This is a genomic window from Mycobacterium sp. MAA66, from assembly GCF_041261665.1.
GTDB lineage: Bacteria > Actinomycetota > Actinomycetes > Mycobacteriales > Mycobacteriaceae > Mycobacterium.
The window spans coordinates 23584-42971 of sequence record NZ_JBGCCC010000017.1; the positions used below are offsets into that span (position 1 = coordinate 23584).

A 19388-nucleotide genomic window follows, 5' to 3' on the forward strand; every position below is an offset into this window, starting at 1 on the left:
TATGAACCTCGTCTTAAGTTTTTGTGGAATGTCCACAAAACCGCACGTTATGCGACTGCGCTGAGACCTGGCTGCGATCTGTGTCACTGCCGGTGATCAGCCCTGGACGCTGGAACTGCCCGCATCAACGGTTCTGATCAGGCTATTTGATGCACTGGGTGGCGGTGTGTGGCGGTGCATCCGGCCGATGGTCGAGGCCACCCGCAGGACGTAAGCATCGCGAGGCAGCGTCGGATCACGCCCGGTGAAGTCGGTGATCCGTTTCAAGCGGTACCGCACGGTGTTTGGATGAACGAACAATTTGCGGGCACACGCCTCTATGGCGCCACCCGAATCGAGGTAGGCATCGAGGGTCTCTGTCAGGGCGGGACCGGCGTCGGCGAGTGGCCGCATGATGTCCACCTCCAGCGCCGCGATGGCCGAGCGATCACCCAGTAATGCGCGCTCGGGCAGCAGTTCCCGGGCCGGTACCGGTCGCGGTGCGCCACTCCATCCCGACACCGCGTTCATGCCGGAGATGGCTTCGGCGGCGCTGTAGTGGGCCGCGGCCAGCGTCGCTGCCGTCGGACCGATGACCACCGGCCCGTGCGCGAAGACGTTCGTCAGATCGGCCAGGAACCGATCGGTGGGCGAGATGTGCCCAGACACGATGGTCACCAACCAGGTGCCGTGCACATCGGACAGCGCCACCCGGCCGTGTTTGGTGACGGCGTCGTGCACGTCCTCGCTGGCCAGGTCGATCCGGTCGGGTTGCGGCAGGCCGACCACGACCGTCGCCGGGGCGGTGGCGTCCCAGTTCAACGCCGCGGCCTGGGATTGCAGGCTGGGACCGACGTCGCCGCGTACCACGGCGTCGACCACATTGGCTTCCATTCGGGTGTCCCACGCGCCGCGGGCCTCGGCGGCATCGGCATAAGCGCTGGCGGCGGCGAACGCGAGGTCGCGGCTGTACCGCAGAATGCCCGCGGTCAGCGCCGCGAGTTGTTCTTCCGTGCGGGCCAGCAGCGGCACCACCTCTTCGAAGAACTCCATGGTGACCCGCACCATCTCCACGGTCTGACGCAGCGCGATGCGTCGGGTCAGTTCCTGGGGCACTACCTCGAAGGCCTGGACGGTGTAGCTGACATTGCTGTTCGGGTCGCGCATCCACTCGACGAAGTTGACCACCGCGGTCTGGACCACCAGGTGGACGCTGGCCCGCTGGGACGCCTCCAGTTCGGCGAAGAACGGCAGCCGTTCTTCCAGGGCATGCACCGCCTGGGTGGCCAGCCGGCCCGAATACTGCTGCAGCCGGCGCAGTGTCGATTCCGGAACGTTCTCCAAGACCTCCAAGGTGGACTTGGGCGGAACGAACCGGTTATCGGCCATTTTGTCGGGCACAGATAAAAGCTACGCCTGTTTTCTGGCGAATTCCTCCATGGGACTCCGCGCCCGGGCTACGGTTTCTGACGCGTGGGCGATTTTTCGTCAGAAGCCGTAGCCCGGCGTCGGAGAACTAGGCGCTGCCGGTGTCCACGTACGAGACCTCGGCGGCCGACACATCGTCGATCCGGTACTGCTTGGCCGCCGCCACCGCCACCGACGGGTCGATCTCACCATCGCGGGCCAGCGCCTCCAGCACCGCGACCACGACGGACTCGGCATCGGTGTTGAAGTACCGCCGGGCCGCCGGGCGGGTGTCGGAGAAGCCGAACCCATCGGTGCCCAGGGTGAGATAGGTATTGGGTACCCAGGGCCGGATCTGCTCGGGCACCGCCCGCATCCAGTCCGAGACCGCGACCACCGGGCCCGTCGTGGTGGCCAGCTTCTGCGTGACATAAGGCACGCCCGCAGGCTTCTCCGGATGCCGCAGCGCTTCGCGATCGATGGTCACGCCGTCGCGGTTGAGTTCGCCCCAGCTGGTCACCGACCACACATCGGCGGCGACGTCCCAGTCGGCCGAGAGCAGGTCGGCCGCGCGCAGCGCCGCGGGCATCGCCACACCCGAGGCCAAGATCTGCGCGGTGCTGGTGCGCTTCTCTGCGGCGGCCCGGTACCGGTACAAGCCGCGCAGCACGCCCTCGGGGTCGAGGTTGGCCGGCTCGGCCGGCTGCGGGTACGGCTCGTTGTAGATCGTCATATAGAAGTAGACGTTTTCCGGATCTTCGCCGTACATCCGCTGCAGGCCGCTCTCGATGATGTACGCGATCTCGTAGGCGAACGCCGGGTCATACGCCACCACTGCCGGATTGGTCGACGCCAGCAGCAGCGAGTGGCCGTCGGCGTGCTGCAGGCCTTCGCCGGTCAACGTGGTGCGCCCGGCCGTGGCGCCCAGCACGAAACCGCGGGCCATCTGGTCGGCGGCTGCCCAGAGCCCGTCGCCGGTGCGCTGGAACCCGAACATCGAATAGAAGATGTAGATCGGGATCATCGGCAGGTCGTGGGTCGCGTACGAGGTGCCGACCGCGGTGAACGATGCTGTCGAACCGGCTTCGTTGATGCCCTCGTGCAGGATCTGGCCGATCTCACTTTCCTTGTACGCCAACATGAGTTGGGCGTCCACGGCGGTGTAGAGCTGGCCGTTGCGGTTGTAGATCTTCAGGCTCGGGAACCACGAGTCCATGCCGAAGGTGCGAGCCTCGTCCGGGATGATCGGCACGATGCGCGGCCCGATGTTCTTGTCCCGCAACAACTCTTTGAAGGTACGGACGGTCGCCATGGTGGTGGCGACGGCCTGGTTGCCCGAGCCCTTCTTCAGTGGTGCATAGGCGTCGCGGCCGGGCAGCGTCAGCGGCTTGGCCTTGGTGCGCCGTTCCGGCAGGAACCCGCCCAGGGCTCGCCGCCGGTCCAGCATGTACCGGATCTCCGGGGACTCGGTCCCGGGGTGGTAGTACGGCGGCAGATACGGGTTCTCTTCGAGCTGGGCGTCGCTGATCGGCACTCGGGTTGCGTCACGGAACTTCTTGAGGTCGTCCAGCGCCAGTTTCTTCATCTGGTGGGTGGCGTTGCGGCCCTCGAAGTGGCTGCCCAGGGTGTAGCCCTTGATGGTCTTGGCCAGGATCAGCGTCGGCTGGCCCTTGTGCTCCATGGCCGCCCGGTATGCGGCGTAGAGCTTGCGGTAGTCGTGGCCGCCGCGCTTGAGGTTCCAGATCTCGCTGTCCGACATCTTCTCGACCAGAGCCTTGGTGCGCGGGTCGCGGCCGAAGAAGTGATCGCGGACGTACGCGCCGTCGTTGGCCTTGTAGGTCTGGTAGTCGCCGTCGGGCGTGGTGTTCATCAGGTTCACCAGCGCGCCGTCGCGGTCGGCATGCAGCAGCGCGTCCCACTCGCGGCCCCACACCACCTTGATGACGTTCCAGCCGGCGCCGCGGAAGAAGGACTCCAATTCCTGAATGATCTTGCCGTTGCCGCGGACCGGTCCGTCCAGACGCTGCAGGTTGCAGTTGACGACGAAGGTCAGGTTGTCGAGCGCTTCGTTGGCGGCGACCTGGATCAGCCCTCGGCTCTCCGGCTCGTCCATCTCGCCGTCGCCGAGGAAAGCCCACACGTGCTGGTCGGAGGTGTCCCGCAGACCGCGGTCGTGCAAGTAGTGGTTGAACCTGGCCTGGTAGATGGCGTTCATCGGGCCCAGTCCCATTGACACCGTGGGGAACTCCCAGAAGTTCGGCATCAGTCGCGGGTGTGGGTAGGACGGCAGGCCTCCACCGGCGTGGCTGTGCTCCTGGCGGAAGCCGTCCATGCGATCGGCGGTCAGTCGGCCTTCCAGGAAGGCCCGCGCGTAGATGCCGGGGGAGGCGTGGCCCTGGACGAAGATCTGGTCGCCACCACCGGGATGGTTCTTACCGCGGAAGAAGTGATTGAAGCCGACCTCATACAGCGACGCCGACGACGCATAGGTCGAAATGTGGCCGCCCACACCGACTCCCGGCCGTTGGGCCCGGTGCACCATGATCGCGGCGTTCCATCGAATCCAGCGGCGGAAGCGGCGCTCCACCTCTTCATCGCCGGGGAACCAGGGCTCCAGGTCGGTGGGGATGGTGTTGACGTAGTCCGTGGACGTCAGGGCGGGAATGGAGACGCGCATTTCCCGTGAGCGCTCCAGCAGACGCAGCATCAGATACCGGGCGCGCGCGGGCCCGGACCGGCTCAGCAGGTCGTCGAACGATTCCAGCCATTCGGTGGTCTCGTCCGGGTCGATGTCGGGTAGGTATGACGCGACACCGTCTCGGATGACTCGAACCCGGTCGGGTTCGGCTGCGGTGCCGGAGTTTTGAGCCAGGTCTTGGCGCGCGAACTCGGTGGTCAACTGCCGCTCCTTGAGTATTTTGTTTTCCATCGCTTGTGGCAGTGCCTATCGTCCACCCATCCTGTCGGGTTGGCAGCGCCGGGGTGTGCTACCGGCGAGTACGTATTAATGAACCGGCGATGAACCACTCGAACCGGTACGGTCAGGCGTTGTGAGCAGTTGGCAGCGATGGGCGCCGCGCCCGCGGGCAGCTGGCGCCGTAGTGGGGAGTTTGGCTGTTTCGGCCCTGATAGTGGTCGGTTGCGCCAAAGCCACCAGCGGTAGCCCGAGCGTCGATTCCCCGGCCGCCGCGGCCTACCGGACGTCGGTGGCGGCATCGGTCTCGGCTTCCATTTCCAGCTCGAAGTCGGTGGCGGCGACGGCGTCCTGCCGCACCCTGACCGACACCGCCGGCGACACCATCGACGCGGTCAACGACTACGTCACCGCTTTCAACAACGATGGCGACTACCAAGGCAAGGCGCAGGCAGCCATCGACGCGCTCAACCACAGTGGCACCTTGGTCTCCCAAGGCATCAACGATGCCCTGACCGCGGAACTGAGCAAGGCACTCGCCGGCTGGGTGGCTGCGACGAAAGCCATGGTCACAGCGATTTCGACCAACGCCGACACGGGCGCGTTCAACGATGCGGTGCATCAGCTCAACGACACCAAGGCGGTGGCGTTGGCGCTCTGCGGACTCGGACATTGAGTCGGTCGCGTGCCTTGCGTTCACTGTGTCGGGCCGACGTGCGACCATTAGCCCCGACACACATATTGGCTGCGGACAATGCAGGTATGAAGGAGGACAGGTGGTCGCGGCGGACGCGCCGAACTATGCCCGCAAACTGGGCATCGAAAAGAATCAGATCGTCCAGGAGCTGGGCTGGGACGAGGACACCGACGACGATATCCGGGCTGATGTCGAAGATGCTTGCGGCAGTGAGCTTCTCGACGAGGACTCCGATGAGGTCGTAGACGTCGTGCTGCTGTGGTGGCGCGATGACGACGGTGACCTGGTCGACCGTCTGATGGATGCGATCACCCCGCTCGCCGAAGACGGCGTCATCTGGGTGACCACTCCCAAGACCGGTAAGCCCGGGCACGTACAGCCCGCCGAGATCGCCGAGTCGGCGCCGACGGCCGGGTTGGTCGTCACGTCGTCGGCCAATCTCGGAGACTGGATTGCCAGCCGCCTGGTGCAGCCGAAGTCGAAGGCCGCGGGCCGACACTAGTGATCTCGGTCGGCGCCCAGGCGCCGGATTTCACGCTCAAAGACCAGCACGGTCGGCCGGTGTCGCTATCGGCGCTGCGTGGGCGCACCGTGCTGTTGGTGTTTTTCCCGTTGGCTTTCACCCCGGTGTGCGCCGGCGAACTAGGTGAGATTCAGTCGTCGCTGGCGCGGTATCGCAATTCCGCGGTGGAGACGCTGACCATCTCAGTCGGGCCGCCCGCCACCCACAAGGTGTGGGCCGCCGAATCGGGCTTCGAGTTCCCGATTCTGTCTGACTTTTGGCCCCACGGTGCGGTGGCCTCGGCATATGGGGTGTTCAACCCTGAAGCGGGCTATCCGGACCGGGGCACTTTTGTGGTCGATCGCACCGGTCTCGTGCGCTTCGCCGAGTGCACGGCGCCGGGGGAGCCGCGGGATCAGTCGGTGTGGGTTGCGGCGCTGGCCGCGCTGGATTGATTTTCCCTTGGCCCGCCAACCCGTGTAGCGTGCCCGTCGCAGGGCGCGTAGCTCAGTGGTAGAGCTCTGGTTTTACACACCAGCGGTCGGCGGTTCGATACCGTCCGCGCCCACCAGTGTTATTGCAGGTCAACACGGTATTTCACGCGGCAGTGTGACCGGTCGGACGCCCACAAGGTGCCCAGTATCCCAATGGGCGGTGACAAGTTGGTCATCGGAACAGTGACGGCCCGCCGCTCCCAGGTCGTCGGTCTGCGCGTGCGCGTAGATATGGGCACCAGCACCTTCGGATCGTGGCCGAGCTACGCCGCCACCACGTGAATCGGGTTTCTTGAGCAGCAACGACCCGACGTGTGGCGCAGGTCGTGCAGCGTGATCCGTTCCAGCCCGGTCCGTTGGCGCAAACGCTGGGACTCATCGGTGTAAGGCTCCGGCCGGAGCGGTGTGCAGTCCTCGCGCACGGCCACCAGGCGGTCGTCGGACCACGACATCCCGGGCGCCATCGCCTCGCGCTTCTGGGCTGTCTTGAGCGTCCGCAGTGCGCGAACACGTCGGCGAGCATCGGTAGGACGCGGTGGGACCGCGTGGACTTCGGATCATCTTCGACGGTCTCGCCGCCGACAGCGACCCGGCCGCGCCGGACCGGCAACATGCCGGTGCCGAGATCGACAGCCGACCAGCGTAGCCTGAGCACCTCACTGCGTCTCATGCCATACATGGACGGCAGCCAGCGGGCAAATAGCCGGTGATCGCGCACGGACTTGCGGAACGTCTCGACACTCTCCAACGGCCACGCGTCGGCGGTGGGCTCGTGCCAGGGGAGTTGCGCGGCAGCACACCCTGATCCACGTAGCCGGCTGCTCGCAACGGCTTTGAGCTAACGGCGGGTTGGTCCGGGGCGAATGAGGTGAGGCCGGTCCTGCAGGTCGACGGCGATCTGTTACTCATTCGGCTGCTTGATTGGCCGGAGATGTGGACACGCAGAACGTCCAAGAGCAGACGTTCACGGGCGGTGTCGTCCTGGACTGATTGGTCTAACTACCGGTATCCCAGTGGAATTGGGGGGTTGGCGGTGGTCACGATGGTATTGCGGGTGCATTTGGCTGCGTAGACGGCCGCGTCGGCGGCGGCGAGCAGCTTCGATATGGTGGTCGGTTCCTGGATGTACGCGTCGCTGGTCGTAGCCAACAGCTTGTACAGCATGGGTGCCTCGTAGGTGTGGGTGGCAATTCCAATGCTGACTGTCGGGCCTCCCTGTCCGAATATCGTTGTCGCATAATGCTCTTGAGCGGTTCGGATCGCTTGAGCTTTGTGGGTAGCCAGCTGTGGGTTGGCTCCGGGTAGTAAGGCGACGAATTCTTCACCGCCAAGGCGTGCGAGCAGGTCTTCGTTGGAGAGCGCCGAACGGGCAATCCGGGTGAACTCAATCAAAGTGTCATCGCCCACTTGGTGGCCGTGGGTGTCGTTGTGTCGTTTGAACAAGTCCAGGTCCATCATCAGCAGCGCAATTGGTTGACGCGCAGCATGTGCTGTGCGGATTGCGATTTCGGCACGTCGCAGGAATTCCGCGCGCCGCAAGGCTGAGGTCAGGTCGTCGGTGGTCATCGCAGTTACCAGCGCACGGTCGATCACGTCACGTTGGCGCATGGTCGAGGCAACGGCGACGGGTCCGATTGCGAGCAGGGACAGTCCGATCTGCACTGATGAGCTCACGGGAAAGACACCTAGCTGAGCTGCCTTTAGGTGCAGAGCGAGCATCGCCAACGTCGAGATCGCACAAAAGACCGACGTTACGAAGACGTTCGTGGTCAATCCGGCGAAGACCAGCGCTGGCATCGTGAATCCGACCGAGCTGGCACCACCCAAGTACCACGACAGTGTGATAAGGGCCGCGAGGACGCCCAGTAGTCCCCATACGCGCTGACTGCCTAAGCGCTGGCTTGAACGTGGCCGTGGGGAGCCGAAAAAGGGGAAGGTGAGCGTCACAGGCAGCAGCGTCGCGTAGTTCGTGAACTCGTCTGCGAACCACTTGATCGCTCCGTCGGTCCAGCCGTTGTGGCTGTGGAACACGACGATCGTGGCCACACCGCCGATAGACGCGGAGCTTGCCGCGGCGGCCAACGAGAGGAAGACGATGTAGAACATCGACACCCCGCGTTCGAGACGCAGGTCGGTGTCTTTGATGAATCGAGAAATCACGAATGCAACACCGACGCCAACGACGTTCGCCGAATTGATCAGCATGGCGGACGGCAAACTGGTACCGGTGGCGACATCGGCGGCGATGTAGCCAGTGGCCGCACACGACCACGTGGCTGCAGTTGCGTACGCGGGCTTGCGAATGAACAGACCCAGCAACAGCGAATTCGCTGGCCACAGCAGCGACAACGTTCCCGGATGCTGACTGGCGATTCCCACCAGGCAGGCAACAAAGACTGACACCCCAACGAGCGTCGGTCGCCATAACGATGATGTACGGCGTCGAATCATGCCGATGGCCTTGGGGCTTCGAGTGATACAAGTCGGTGGCGCTGCACGCTCCGGCCTGACAGCGCCGGACCGACCTCAGCTGGCGCGTGTAGGCCGGAGTAATGCGGATTCATCGTGTCGATAATGTGAGCTAACTGCCCAGGAGACGCTGCCACACCCCGTACCTTGTCCATCGCTGATTGCGGTGCTCGCCCCTGAGTGCCACCGCAGCCTGGCCGCTACCTGCGACTAGCCTAAAGCCATCATTATTTATTGACGGACATGTAATGATAGCTGTCTGCGTTGCAGGCGCCGTTATGTAATCGTAACAAGGGGCGTAGTTGCAGGAGGGAGAGGGCTGGTTCATGCAGCTTTTTCTCACTCACGGGTACTGGTATAGGGTCTTCCGCTTTTATGGCACCGGTTGCCAGAACTGTTCGTGAGGGGACGCCGGCGGTGGCTGGTGATCCGCGAGCGGTGTCGATCTAGCGACAGCAAGTGACCGATAACGGTGGTAGGGCGCAGTTAACCATGATCGATGCTTTGATCGACCACGTCGATAACTGTGCTGACTTCAGCAAACCGTGACGGGGACCAATCACACTGCCTTGCCGCGATGAAGCTGTTGAGGTTCGGGTGAGTCAGGCCAGGCCATACGTTGATCCACGCCAGTCGTATTGCTTGCTCACGCGCGGCACTTCGTTGCCGAATCTGAAATTGTCAGCACCTGGAGGATCTGGGAGTCAGTCGCACGAGTCTTGCACCGACTTACATATGTGCAGTTCACATGGCGCCCCGGCAGTAATCGAAATAGCAAAGTAGCCCCGAACATCCGTTCGCGAGTGGCCCGCCAGTGTCTCAGGACGCGCACGAACGGGCTGATTCGGCGAGACTGTGTGGACACCGTCACTGCTGTGAACTGCACGTACTGGACGTACTCGAATGGGTGTTCACAATGTCCGGTCCCTGTACACACCAGCGGTCGGCGGTTCGATACCGTCCGCGCCCACTCCAGTTTTTCCAGGTAGCGCAGTGTTGGACGGGTCACCGAAACACCCGATGTTCACCGGCCGGTCAACAAACCACCCTCTGAGATTCAAACTCTTGACACCTGTTTCGGCCCTGGTGGGCCACCGTATTCGCGGCAATTGCACAGAACCTACTGGTCTTAGTCACATCTTGACCAGGCATTCTGACCGGCAAATGGACAGTGCAATCGACAAATTGCGCGCTGGCTATGACGAATCGCCCTACCCCTTGAATTCGTATCCACAGTCGGCGCCGGGACAGCTCGCGGCCGTCGCCCACTTGTTCGGGCTGGACGTGCCGCCGGTCGCCCACGCCCGGGTGCTGGAGATCGGCAGTGCAGTCGGGGGAAATCTCATTCCGTTCGCCGCGCAGCATCCGCGGGCGCATGTGGTGGGTGTCGATCTGTCGCCGGCGCAGACCGCCCAGGCCCGCCTACACGTGGAATCGGCCGGGCTGGACAACGTCACCCTGCTCGAAGCCGACATCTCCGAAATCGATGTAGCGGCCCTCGGGTCGTTCGATTACGTCGTCTGTCATGGCGTCTACAGCTGGGTTCCCGAAAAAGTCAGGGAATCGATACTTTCGGTGATGCAGGACGTGCTGTCTCCGAACGGCGTGGGATACGTGAGCTATAACGTCTATCCCGGCTGGAAGTCCAAAGAGATTGTGCGTGACGCGATGCTGCTGGCGTCGGCTGACGCGATCACCCCGGCAGCCCGCACGCGGGCTGCACGTGAGGCGGTCGAATTCCTGGGCGAAGTCGCGCTGCCCGGCGGCGCCTCAGCGCGTGCGGTGGCAGATCACCGCGCCGTTGCGGCTGCACATGCCGACCCCTACCTGCTGCATGACGAGCTTGAGTTGTTCAATACGCCTTGCTATTTCGCGGAGTTTGTGCGGGCGGCGCAGTCCCATGGCCTGGCCTATGTGGCCGAGGCCCAACCCGAGTACATGTTCGCCGGGAATTTCGGTGCGGACCTGGCCAGTCGCCTGACCGCCAAGTGCGGCGACGACCAGGTGCAGCTGCAGCAATACCTGGATCTTGCGATCAACCGGTCATTCCGACAATCGTTGCTGGTGCACGCCGATCGAACGCCCGATATTCGACATACGTTGGACTGCACGCGTTTCGATGCGCTGCATCTCGCCGCGTGGCTGCCGCCGGTCGACGGCGAAACCCGACTCGACGGATCGTTTCAGGAGTTTCGGGGCAATGACGCCGGATCCCTGATGATCGCTGATCCGGTGCAAAAGGTCGCCCTCGACGTGCTCAACGTCGGTTGGCCATGGACCATGTCGCGGGCCGAGTTGATCGACTCGGTGCGGGCGTCGCTGCCGTTCGCACGTGGCACCGATCGGTTGGAGTCGCGAATCGATGAGCTGCTGGAGTTGTTGATTGTCCACGGCCAGGCGCGATACCGGTTAGATCACATACGGCCACAGCAGTATTCGCGGTTCCAGCTGGATGACCCGGCGCGGCGGCTGGCTGAGGCCACTCGTGGCGACCCTGACGCCTACAGCTTCACCGCCTGGCACGAGACGATGGCGCTCACGCCGTTTGACCGGTATCTGTTACCGCTGATGGACGGCACTCGTGACCGTGCCGCGTTGGTCGAGGCCATGCTTGGATACGCCCGGCGCCGAGTCATCGGGTTCCACGGCGGCGGACGTGAGTTGACGGGCGACGCGCAACTTCGCGAGGCGATCGGCCTACAGATCGACGGGCTGTCCAGCCGACTGCCCGGCTTGCAGCTGACCGAGGTTGCCGAAGTGCCTGACGAGAGGCAATCGACCCCGGCCTGAGCAAGGAACAGCCGCAATCGCAGCGCTTAGCGTCTTCACATCTAGATCTGAGCTGATTCACTGCTCAGCCATTCATTGTGTCTCTATGCCAACAACATCTCGTGCCCGGCGCTGCGCCGTCGCCACCCTTGCCGGATTCGCCGCTCTTTCCTTGGCCGCCTGCGGATCGTCGAGCACTCCGTCACCTACCTCCAAAGCCGCTGGCAGTTCATCGCCGTCGTCCGCCAGCCCCGCTCCCGACAATGGGGACAAGGGGAAGGACCGGGTGTTCGGGTTGGTCGGTTCGGTGACGGGTGGCACGGTGTCGGTCAACGGTAAGGATGGGCAAGGCACCGTCGACATCACGCCCTCCACCCACATTGCGCAATTCACCCCGGGCCAGCTGACCGATATCACCGCGGGCCAGTGCGTCATCGTTCACCCGACCAAAGACAACGACAACGGCCCGGCCGTCACCGCCGCGGACGTCCTGTTCGGCCAGCCGGACAACACACAGTGCGGACACAAGGGTGGTACCCAGGGTCGCGGCGTCGGCGGCACCGTCGCCTCGGTGAACGGCAACGCGATCGTCGTCACCGCACCCGACAACAGCCAAACCACGGTGACCGTGACCCCCGACACCCACTACACCAAGCGCGCGAGTGCCGATGCTTCGGCGATCGCCGCTGGAGTGTGCCTGGGCGCACGCGGCACCAAGGATGGCAACGGCGTCCTGCAGGCGACGATGGCGATGGTGCGGCCGGCCGTCAACGGCGCCTGCGGCGGCGGGCACCAGCACAACTGATTACAGCGTTCACCGCTGCACCTGGATTCGGTTCTCACTACGCCGACTGCCCGCCGATGGCGGTTCGGCGTTGGTGAGCCGCAGAATCAACGCGATCGACTCGTCGGCTTCGGCGCCGACGAGATCGGCGAATTCGCTTTGCAGTAAACCCAATTCGTCGGTGAACCGCTCGGACAGCGCGGCGAGATCGGCGGCGCCGCGGGCGTAGAGGAACACAGGGGAGACCGGTTGCACCGCCAACCCCTGCTGTTGGGCCTGGACCCATACCGCTTCGACCGCGGCCCCGCCGGTGGCATAGTCCCGCAGAGCATTCCCGCGGATGGTGATCACCGCCAACGCGGAACTGGTCAACACGCGATCCCGCATGTCATCGCCCAGAGCCGATCCGGCGTTCCAGTTCGCGAGCTGAGCCATCACATCGGGCCGTCGCAGTACTTGTAGCAGCGTCAGGCCGGCTTCGTCCAAGCCGAGGCTGCTCACCTCGATCCCGGCGTCGGGATCTGGGTCACCGGGCCACCGCAGCTCGCCGATCATTTCCCGGTGTAGGTGCGCAGTGAGAAACCTGACGCGGTCTGCGGCCGCCAAAATCCTTGCGGCCGATTCCATATCGTTGTGCTCGGTGATGAGGTGCAGGCGTCCGCCCTGCTGTTCGGCTGCCGCCGTCAACGCCGCCGCGGTGTCGTCGCGAAGTGCTATCGCAGTGCCTTTGTTCCGGTTGGTCGTACGAGCCAGCACCTGGTCGTACAGGTCGGCGATGCCGTCGAGGCGGTCTGTGCCGAACTGCAATGTCGCCCGCAGCGGTGCGCCGTCGATGTCCTCGGCAAAGGTCACCGGACCCAACACCCGATGGGCCGCCGCGGCGACCCGAGCGTTGAAGACCGCCGCGCCCAAGGCGACTGCGCTGCCCCGGAACTTGACGTCCATCGTCGAGGTGAATTCGGGTGCGATGCTGATCGTCACGGCGTCCGGCCCCGCGGTGATCAGCCACGGCTGAGTGTTTCCGCCCGACGGCGCGCGGGTTGCCGCCACCGCGATCTTGGTCGTTGCGTCTGACGGGACTGGCCGCTGCTGCGCCGAATATCGTTCAGGTGCGGGCTCGGCCGCGCCCATGTCGGGCTCGGCAAGCTGATCGAGCGCGTGCCCGACATCGATTCGGCACCGGCCTGAGCGCAGTTCCTCACCGAGGCCTATGCGCCGGACTGCTTCGGCGACAGCCGAGGCGCCGACCACCACATCCGAGGCGAGCTGTGGCCATGTCGACAACGATCGATCGAGTTCGACCAGTGATGCCGCCGTCCGCGGGGAGAGCTTTTCGGGCTCGAGGTGGCGCAGGACGTGCGGAATCTTCTCTTTGCTGGTCATACCGGGCAACAGTGCGATGTCCAGCGGTCCGAGCAGTCCGTGCAGGATCGGCCGGTCTGGTTCGTCGTCGAATCGCTCGATGTCGATGATCCCGCGGTCGCTGGTGGCCATCAGCACGGGAATGCGCAACGATTTGGCCGCTTCGCGCACGCGCGCTTTGATGTCGAGCGAATCGCATTCTTCGACAACGATGTTCAGACCGCCCAGAAAATCATCGAGGGTATCGGCGGTCAGGCCGGCGTCGAATACCTCGACCGGTAGATACGGGTCGAGTTCGGCGATTCGGCGCGCCGCCACCACCGCTTTGTTCACTCCGAGGTCGAATACGGTGGCGGGCACGCGGTTCAGGTTCGACAATTCCAACTGGTCGAAATCGGCCAATCGCAATCGGCCGCACAACCCCTGCGCCGCCACGGTGTGGGCGATGACGTGCCCTACGCTCAGACCCGCGACGCCCACCGTCAACTCACCGAGCCGACGTTGCTCGTCGGCGGTGATGTTGTTCCGGTTCCGGTCCAGTCTCAGGGTGCGAAAACCGTTCGGGCCCAGCACCGAGACGACACTGCGCCGCCACGTGTAGTACGCCCAGCGTCGCGGTTCCTCCGTCAGCGCGGCGCCCGGTTCGGGTCGCAACCGGCGCAGGTTCTCCAGCTCGTGGCCGTGATGATCGAGGAATTCCACCGTCGGATCGGACTGCAGTAGGTGGAGCGTGGCAGCGTCCGACGGGTCTGCTGGATCCAGAATCACGGCGCGGTAGGTAGCCGGATCAGGGCTTTTCATAAATACTCCTCGCTTGGCAAAACGCGGGCGAAAGATCGTCGTGGCCACGCACACCTGAATATAGTGGCGGCAATATCGGATGTTCAGCCGTGGACTGCTTCTTCACTATGACACGGGATCGCAATATATTTAAATATTGTTCGCTGAAACCCTTGCGCTGGAAGGGATTGCACGATCAAGCGCCCCCCGGGTGGCATTCATGAGCTAGCCTCGGATGAGAGGTATCGTAAACACGACGGCACGCGGGATCGGTAAATGCAATTGTCTGAGCAGACGGAAATCCGGGATATCGCGGCTTTGCCGTTGCCGCCGATAAATCCGCTTTCCCGCAAGGATCGTGTCGCCGCGGTGCGAAACTTTCACGTCGGCACCGATACGCTGCGCGATGCCGGAGGCCCGGTGACTCGCTTCACCCTGGCGCCGAAATGGCTGATGCCGCCATTGGTGGTTGTCACCTCGCCGCAGGGGATCCGGGACGTTGTCGCGTGCCGCGACGGATCGATCGACAAGACCAGCAATGTCAGCAGTGAACTGCGGCGCCTGATCGGCGCCAACTTGTTCCTCGTTCCTTTCGAGGAATGGAAGCCTCGCCGCCGCACCATCCAACCGGTGTTCACCAGACAATCGGTCGACGGCTTCGGTGGCCACATGTCGGCCGCCGCCGAATCCGTGTGCAGCACATGGAAAGACGGCGCCGAGCTGGACCTGGACGCGGCAAGCCGGCAGATCACCATGCGCGCACTCGGACACAGCGTGCTGGGCCTGGACCTGGCCGACCACACCGACTCGATTGCCGAACCCATGCGCATCGCGGTGACGTATGCGATCTCGCGGGCGGTCAGTCCTCTGAAGCTTCCGCACTGGGTGCCCACGCGCGGCCGGCAGCGGGCAGTCAGGGCTGCCACGACGATCCGCCGGGCCGCGATGGACATCGTCAGCGCGTGCCGGGCCAACCCCGAACTCGAGGCGCCCCTGGTGCAGCAGCTGATCTCGGCCACCGATCCCGAGACCGGAAAGCCCTTGTCGGACTACGACATCGCGTCCGAGTTGATCATCTTCATGTTTGCCGGCCACGATACGACGGCGACCACCATTTCCTATGCGCTCTGGCAGTTGGGCCGTAATCGGGACGTTCAGAGCCGCGTTGCAGACGAGGTGGATCAGCTAGGGGACGGTGAGCTCACCCCGGCAGACGCGCCGCGGTTGGGGTACACCATCCAAGTCCTCAAAGAGGCGTTACGACTTTGCCCGCCCGGTGCAACTGGATCGCGCATGACCACCCGGGACGTGCAGGTTGCGGGCTATCGCATTCCCGCGGGCAGCATGCTTGTCGTCGGACGGAGGTCGGTTCAGCGCGACCCGGCACTCTGGGACCGACCACTGGTTTTCGATCCGGATCGCTTCACCGAAGAAAACAGCCGGGGCCGCGACCGTTGGCAGTATGTCCCCTTCGGGGGCGGGCCACGCGGCTGCATCGGTGAGTCATTCGCGATGCTGGAGGCCACCCTGGCGTTGGCCACGGTGATCCGTCATGCCGAAATCGATTCCCGGGACGACGATTTCCCGCTCGCCGCGCCGTTCACCGTGGTTGCTGCCGGCCCCATCCCAGCTCGGATCACGCTTCGCTGAACCGATAGGTGGTGTGTTGACCGACGACCTCTCGTGCCTCGATCAGCACACCAGCTGTGGGAGATCGGGTGCGCTATTGCACCTGTTGGTGTTCACCAAAGAAGCGTTGCCCGCGGACTCGCCGTGCCCGATCCCGAATCAGGTGACGGAGGCCGAGGTGCGGGACGCGGTCATCATGCATTGGGCCGACGTGGTCACCCGACCGTCGTTCGTCGCGGTGAAGCTTCCCGATATTCCGGGGCTGCCGCCGCACAATTTCCCGATCGATGAGCAGCGGCGGGTTCACCTGCCGGCCCTGACGTCGACCGCCGGCAAGAACTGAGGTCCCTGTGGGCCCGGATGCTACGGGCGTTCGGGGGCCCCCATGGGCGGCCGCAATGTGGGTGCCTCCAGTAGCGCCTGCATGCCGGCCGCGTCGACCGGCCCCGACACCAGAATCCCTTGTGCGCGACGGCAACCCATCCGAACCAGTAGCTCGGCGGCAGCCTCCAACTCCAAACCTTCGGCAACCAGTTCGAGGTCGAAGGCTTCGGCGAGTGCGATCACCGACCGGATGATCGCCACGTCGTTCGCATCCTTACCCAACGTACGTACGAACGATCGATCGATCATCAGGGTGTCGATGGGTAACGACTTCAAACTGCTCAAATCGCTGTAGCCCGTGCCGAAATCGTCCAATGCCAGACCCACTCCGATGGCCTTGAGCACCCGAAGTTTGTGCTGGCTGACCTCGGCTTCGGAGACCAGCACATTCTCTGACATCTCCAGACACACGCCGGTAGCCGGGATATCGAACTCGGACAGCGTGGAGGTCAGGTAGTCGGCGAACCCGTCGGTGACCAACTGCACGGGTGACACCTTCACCCGCAACATCACGTCGTGGGCCAGCCCGGCGCGGCGCCATTGGTGAAGCTGTCTGCATGCCAGCCGCAACACTCGACGGCCCAGTGCCCCAGCGAAGTTCGTGGCCTCCGCGATCGGCATGAACACATCGTCTTGCAGGAGCCCCCGGGTGGGGTGATTCCACCGGGCCAGTACCTCCATTGCCACCAGGGTGCCGGTGGGCAGATCGACCTCGGGCATGTAGTGCAATGCCAGCTCGTCGTTGTCGATGCAGTCCGGCAGATTCACTTCGATGTCGGCTCGCAACGAGTACTGCTCTGCCAGGGCATCGCTGAACGCCGCGACGCTGTGGCCACCTTCGGCTTTTGCGGCCATCAGGGCATAGTCCGCGAACCGCAACAGGTCAGATACCGAATCGACGCCCGGAACGCCCACGGCGACTCCGATGCTCACCGAACACGTCAAAGACAGTGTGCCGACGCTGAATCGATCCTTCATCACCTCCAGGAGACCCTGGCCCAATGCCAGTGCGTCGTTGAGAGTGGCGGGTTCCTTGGGGATCACCACCAACTCGTCGCCGCCGAGCCGGGCGAGAAATGCCTTGCCGGCGACATGCTTTCGCATCCGCTCCGCAATCTGTGCGATCAGCTGATCACCCGTGGTGTGGCCCAGCAGATCGTTGACCGCTTTGAGCCGGTCCAGATCGATGTACAGTGCGCCAACCGGCCCCTGGGCCCCCGCCGCGAGTCGGTCCTCCAGATGCTCCAACAGACTTCGGCGACTGCGCAGGCCGGTCAGATCATCGTGTGTGGCAAGGCGTTTGATCGTCACTTCGGCTTCGATTCGGGCCTTCAGTTGCGCGAAGAACGATGCGATCACCTGCAGCGCAGTGATTTCGTCGTCGGTCCATTCGCGGTCCCCGTATTTGACGAACCCCAACGTGCCGCTGGTGAAGATCCGAGGAGACTCCGAGGAACCGTCAGTGGCAAGCAAAGGCACGGCTGCCATCGAGACGACAGGCACTGTGGTGCCTTCTTCGATGCGCTGCTGAAACTCATCCGGTTCGGTCTCCGGACGCAGAATCACCGGCTCCGTAATGTGTTCGGCCATGGCGAACACCGGGTCGGCACCGTCGAAATAGACGGTGCCGATCGGATCAGGGTCCGGAACGTACGTTCTGATCGGCCACTGTGCGATCAGAATGGTCGCTCGAATTTCATGATCGTTGTGGCGCAGGAACGCCACATCCATCCCGTAGTGCGCCGCGACTTCGGTCAGGACCTCCTCGCTGGCCGAAACGGAATTGCTCGCGTCGGCAGCCATCAACGTGCGCGCTACGTGCGCCACAAGTTCGTTGAGATCGCTGATCATTGATATACGTTTACCAATAATTGCCAACATAGGCACTCGGCAGTCCAAATCGTTGCCGTTTATACATACCGGCGTGGCGTGACATCCGCGGCTGAATCACTCGGGTGGGGCGAAGAACTCCAAGGCGATGCCGTCTGGATCACGGAAGCTCACGCCTGACCCGTAGTGCGCGTCCACCACACCGCCGTGCGCGATGCCGAGCTCGTCGAGCCGGGCGGCCCAGTTCACCAGGTCTGCGCGGGAAGCGCAGCCGAATCCGACGTGATCCAGGCCGGCCCGGAACTCGGTGAACTCTCCCGGCTCGATCGACTGATCATGTTGGTGGATGCCGAACAAGGTGCCGCCGTCCAGCGCCCACACCAGGTGCCGAAATCCGCCGTCGGTGTGCTCGTCGAGCGCCGGATCGGCCCCGATCAGCGCGCGATACCAGGGGCCGCTGACCTCGATATCGCTGACCGTGACTGCCACGTGGTTCAGTGCCGCAAATGACATGGGATTACCTCCTTGCCAAAGTCATTTCATACCAATGGTTTTCCTCGTCGGGCTCGCGCCCGCATATCCCACAGATACAACTGATAGCCGAACAGCCACAGCTCGCGCGGGATGACCCGATCGGCCATCCGCAACGCCACCAGAAGCCGGTCGAACCAGCGCTGCCGGCCCGGCGTCCACGCCAGTCTCATGTGCGTGCGAAATTCAGTCGGCAAAAAGCCTGTCGTGGCAAAGAGATTGAACGGTCCGGCCAACTGCCGAAGCGGGGTGGGCAGGAACGCCAACGCGGCCACGCCGTGTAGGTGTTCGCGTACCGGCTCGTCGATCCGCAGTTGGTCTACCGAGCGCTTCCAATACTCGTCGAAGGCAACCCGGTCGGCCGGCCACATGCCTTCGCGGACTTGCAGGGTGGTGCCCAGGGTGCGCGCATCGTGATAGACCGCGTCGGCGGCCTCCGGCTCCAATGGGCCGTACAGGAACTCATGTTGGTCGACGTAGTAGCGATACAGGCAGGCGGCCACCCACAACTGCAGCTTCGGGTCGAACGCGTTGTAGCGCACCGGGCTCGACGTCGTGGAGCGGACCTGGGCGTGCACCCGGTCGACTTCCCGGCGGATCAAGTTCCGGTCGTCGTCGGTGCCGTAGACCGCGGCGGCCAGGTAGGTGCCGGTGGTACGCGCGCGTTTGAACGGATGCTTATAGACGTTGCCGCTGTCGACCGGACTCTCCAACACCCCGTAGCCCACGGCGGGCAATGCCAGCTGCATGATGACGTTCGCCGCCGGCGCGAGGGCCGCCGCCGGATTGATCAGATCGACGACCCGCCTGGGGTTACGGGGTGGACCGAGCCGCATGTGTCCGAGTAAAGCACCCTG

General features: G+C 63.9%; 15 protein-coding genes and 1 tRNA gene. 9 read left to right on the top strand and 7 right to left on the bottom strand.

Features of this window, described 5'->3' with window-relative positions; translation table 11 throughout:
• Nucleotides 1–96: 96 nt before the first annotated feature.
• Entirely contained in the window at nt 97–1368 is a 1272-nt protein-coding gene (locus ABIA30_RS26630; protein WP_370071124.1) for a PucR family transcriptional regulator, read from the bottom strand.
• 127 nt (nt 1369–1495) lie between these two features.
• A complete protein-coding gene (aceE, locus tag ABIA30_RS26635) occupies nt 1496–4285 on the bottom strand; it encodes a pyruvate dehydrogenase (acetyl-transferring), homodimeric type (RefSeq protein ID WP_370071075.1) in 2790 nt (929 codons plus the stop codon).
• A gap of 211 nt (nt 4286–4496) precedes the next feature.
• Between aceE and ABIA30_RS26640 the strand changes: the two genes are divergently transcribed.
• The 5 genes from ABIA30_RS26640 (at nt 4497) to ABIA30_RS26660 (ending at nt 6275) form a co-directional block, all read left to right on the top strand.
• Nucleotides 4497–4976 (top strand): hypothetical protein, encoded by a 480-nt coding sequence (locus tag ABIA30_RS26640; RefSeq protein WP_370071077.1) that lies wholly within the window; start codon nt 4497–4499, stop codon nt 4974–4976.
• Between the two features lie 100 nt (nt 4977–5076).
• A complete protein-coding gene (locus ABIA30_RS26645) occupies nt 5077–5499 on the top strand; it encodes a DUF3052 domain-containing protein (protein ID WP_370071079.1) in 423 nt (140 codons plus the stop codon).
• On the top strand, nt 5499–5954 hold the full coding sequence (locus ABIA30_RS26650; protein ID WP_370071081.1) for a peroxiredoxin: 456 nt from the start codon (nt 5499–5501) through the stop codon (nt 5952–5954). The genes ABIA30_RS26645 and ABIA30_RS26650 overlap by 1 nt, the downstream gene beginning before the upstream one ends.
• A 41-nt stretch (nt 5955–5995) precedes the next feature.
• Nucleotides 5996–6070: transfer RNA gene (locus ABIA30_RS26655), tRNA-Val, on the top strand.
• A gap of 76 nt (nt 6071–6146) precedes the next feature.
• Nucleotides 6147–6275, top strand: a complete 129-nt coding sequence (locus ABIA30_RS26660) for a hypothetical protein (RefSeq protein ID WP_370071083.1) — start codon at nt 6147–6149, stop codon at nt 6273–6275.
• A 717-nt stretch (nt 6276–6992) separates the two neighbouring features.
• Here the strand turns inward: ABIA30_RS26660 and ABIA30_RS26665 are convergent.
• Nucleotides 6993–8198, bottom strand: coding sequence for a GGDEF domain-containing protein (locus tag ABIA30_RS26665; protein WP_370071085.1), 1206 nt, complete (start codon nt 8196–8198; stop codon nt 6993–6995).
• A 1428-nt stretch (nt 8199–9626) separates the two neighbouring features.
• On the opposite strand from ABIA30_RS26665, the gene ABIA30_RS26670 reads away from it, so the two are divergent.
• A complete protein-coding gene (locus ABIA30_RS26670; RefSeq protein WP_370071087.1) occupies nt 9627–11252 on the top strand; it encodes a methyltransferase regulatory domain-containing protein in 1626 nt (541 codons plus the stop codon).
• 85 nt (nt 11253–11337) lie between these two features.
• A complete protein-coding gene (locus ABIA30_RS26675; protein WP_370071089.1) occupies nt 11338–12036 on the top strand; it encodes a DUF5666 domain-containing protein in 699 nt (232 codons plus the stop codon).
• Between the two features lie 9 nt (nt 12037–12045).
• Here the strand turns inward: ABIA30_RS26675 and ABIA30_RS26680 are convergent, their stop codons facing one another.
• Nucleotides 12046–14178 carry an Rv1355c family protein gene (locus ABIA30_RS26680; RefSeq protein WP_370071091.1) on the bottom strand — a complete coding sequence of 711 codons (2133 nt, stop codon included), beginning with the start codon at nt 14176–14178 and terminating at the stop codon, nt 12046–12048.
• Nucleotides 14179–14433: 255 nt separating this feature from the next.
• Between ABIA30_RS26680 and ABIA30_RS26685 the strand changes: the two genes are divergently transcribed.
• Nucleotides 14434–15807 carry a cytochrome P450 gene (locus ABIA30_RS26685; RefSeq protein ID WP_370071093.1) on the top strand — a complete coding sequence of 458 codons (1374 nt, stop codon included), beginning with the start codon at nt 14434–14436 and terminating at the stop codon, nt 15805–15807.
• 16 nt (nt 15808–15823) lie between these two features.
• The gene (locus ABIA30_RS26690) at nt 15824–16129 is read left to right on the top strand and encodes a hypothetical protein (protein ID WP_370071095.1); all 306 of its coding nucleotides are present in this window, start codon (nt 15824–15826) and stop codon (nt 16127–16129) included.
• A 20-nt stretch (nt 16130–16149) separates the two neighbouring features.
• Here ABIA30_RS26690 and ABIA30_RS26695 read toward each other — a convergent pair whose 3' ends face one another.
• The 3 genes from ABIA30_RS26695 to ABIA30_RS26705 form a co-directional block, all read right to left on the bottom strand.
• Nucleotides 16150–18021, bottom strand: a complete 1872-nt coding sequence (locus tag ABIA30_RS26695) for a putative bifunctional diguanylate cyclase/phosphodiesterase (RefSeq protein WP_370071097.1) — start codon at nt 18019–18021, stop codon at nt 16150–16152.
• 96 nt (nt 18022–18117) lie between these two features.
• On the bottom strand, nt 18118–18513 hold the full coding sequence (locus ABIA30_RS26700; protein WP_370071099.1) for a VOC family protein: 396 nt from the start codon (nt 18511–18513) through the stop codon (nt 18118–18120).
• 26 nt (nt 18514–18539) lie between these two features.
• Nucleotides 18540–19367: an oxygenase MpaB family protein gene (locus ABIA30_RS26705; protein ID WP_370071101.1), complete on the bottom strand. Its 828-nt coding sequence runs from the start codon at nt 19365–19367 to the stop codon at nt 18540–18542.
• Nucleotides 19368–19388: the final 21 nt, after the last annotated feature.

Excerpts from the sequence above, each read along its gene's own strand:
- ABIA30_RS26670 (WP_370071087.1), top strand. The coding sequence starts at position 9,627 with ATGGACAGTGCAATCGACAAATTGCGCGCTGGCTATGACGAATCGCCC.
- ABIA30_RS26705 (WP_370071101.1), bottom strand. The coding sequence starts at position 19,367 with ATGCGGCTCGGTCCACCCCGTAACCCCAGGCGGGTCGTCGATCTGATC.
- ABIA30_RS26695 (WP_370071097.1), bottom strand. The coding sequence starts at position 18,021 with ATGATCAGCGATCTCAACGAACTTGTGGCGCACGTAGCGCGCACGTTG.
- ABIA30_RS26660 (WP_370071083.1), top strand. The coding sequence starts at position 6,147 with ATGGGCGGTGACAAGTTGGTCATCGGAACAGTGACGGCCCGCCGCTCC.
- ABIA30_RS26685 (WP_370071093.1), top strand. The coding sequence starts at position 14,434 with ATGCAATTGTCTGAGCAGACGGAAATCCGGGATATCGCGGCTTTGCCG.
- ABIA30_RS26630 (WP_370071124.1), bottom strand. The coding sequence starts at position 1,368 with ATGGCCGATAACCGGTTCGTTCCGCCCAAGTCCACCTTGGAGGTCTTG.
- ABIA30_RS26665 (WP_370071085.1), bottom strand. The coding sequence starts at position 8,198 with ATGCTGATCAATTCGGCGAACGTCGTTGGCGTCGGTGTTGCATTCGTG.
- ABIA30_RS26675 (WP_370071089.1), top strand. The coding sequence starts at position 11,338 with ATGCCAACAACATCTCGTGCCCGGCGCTGCGCCGTCGCCACCCTTGCC.
- ABIA30_RS26680 (WP_370071091.1), bottom strand. The coding sequence starts at position 14,178 with ATGAAAAGCCCTGATCCGGCTACCTACCGCGCCGTGATTCTGGATCCA.
- ABIA30_RS26700 (WP_370071099.1), bottom strand. The coding sequence starts at position 18,513 with ATGTCATTTGCGGCACTGAACCACGTGGCAGTCACGGTCAGCGATATC.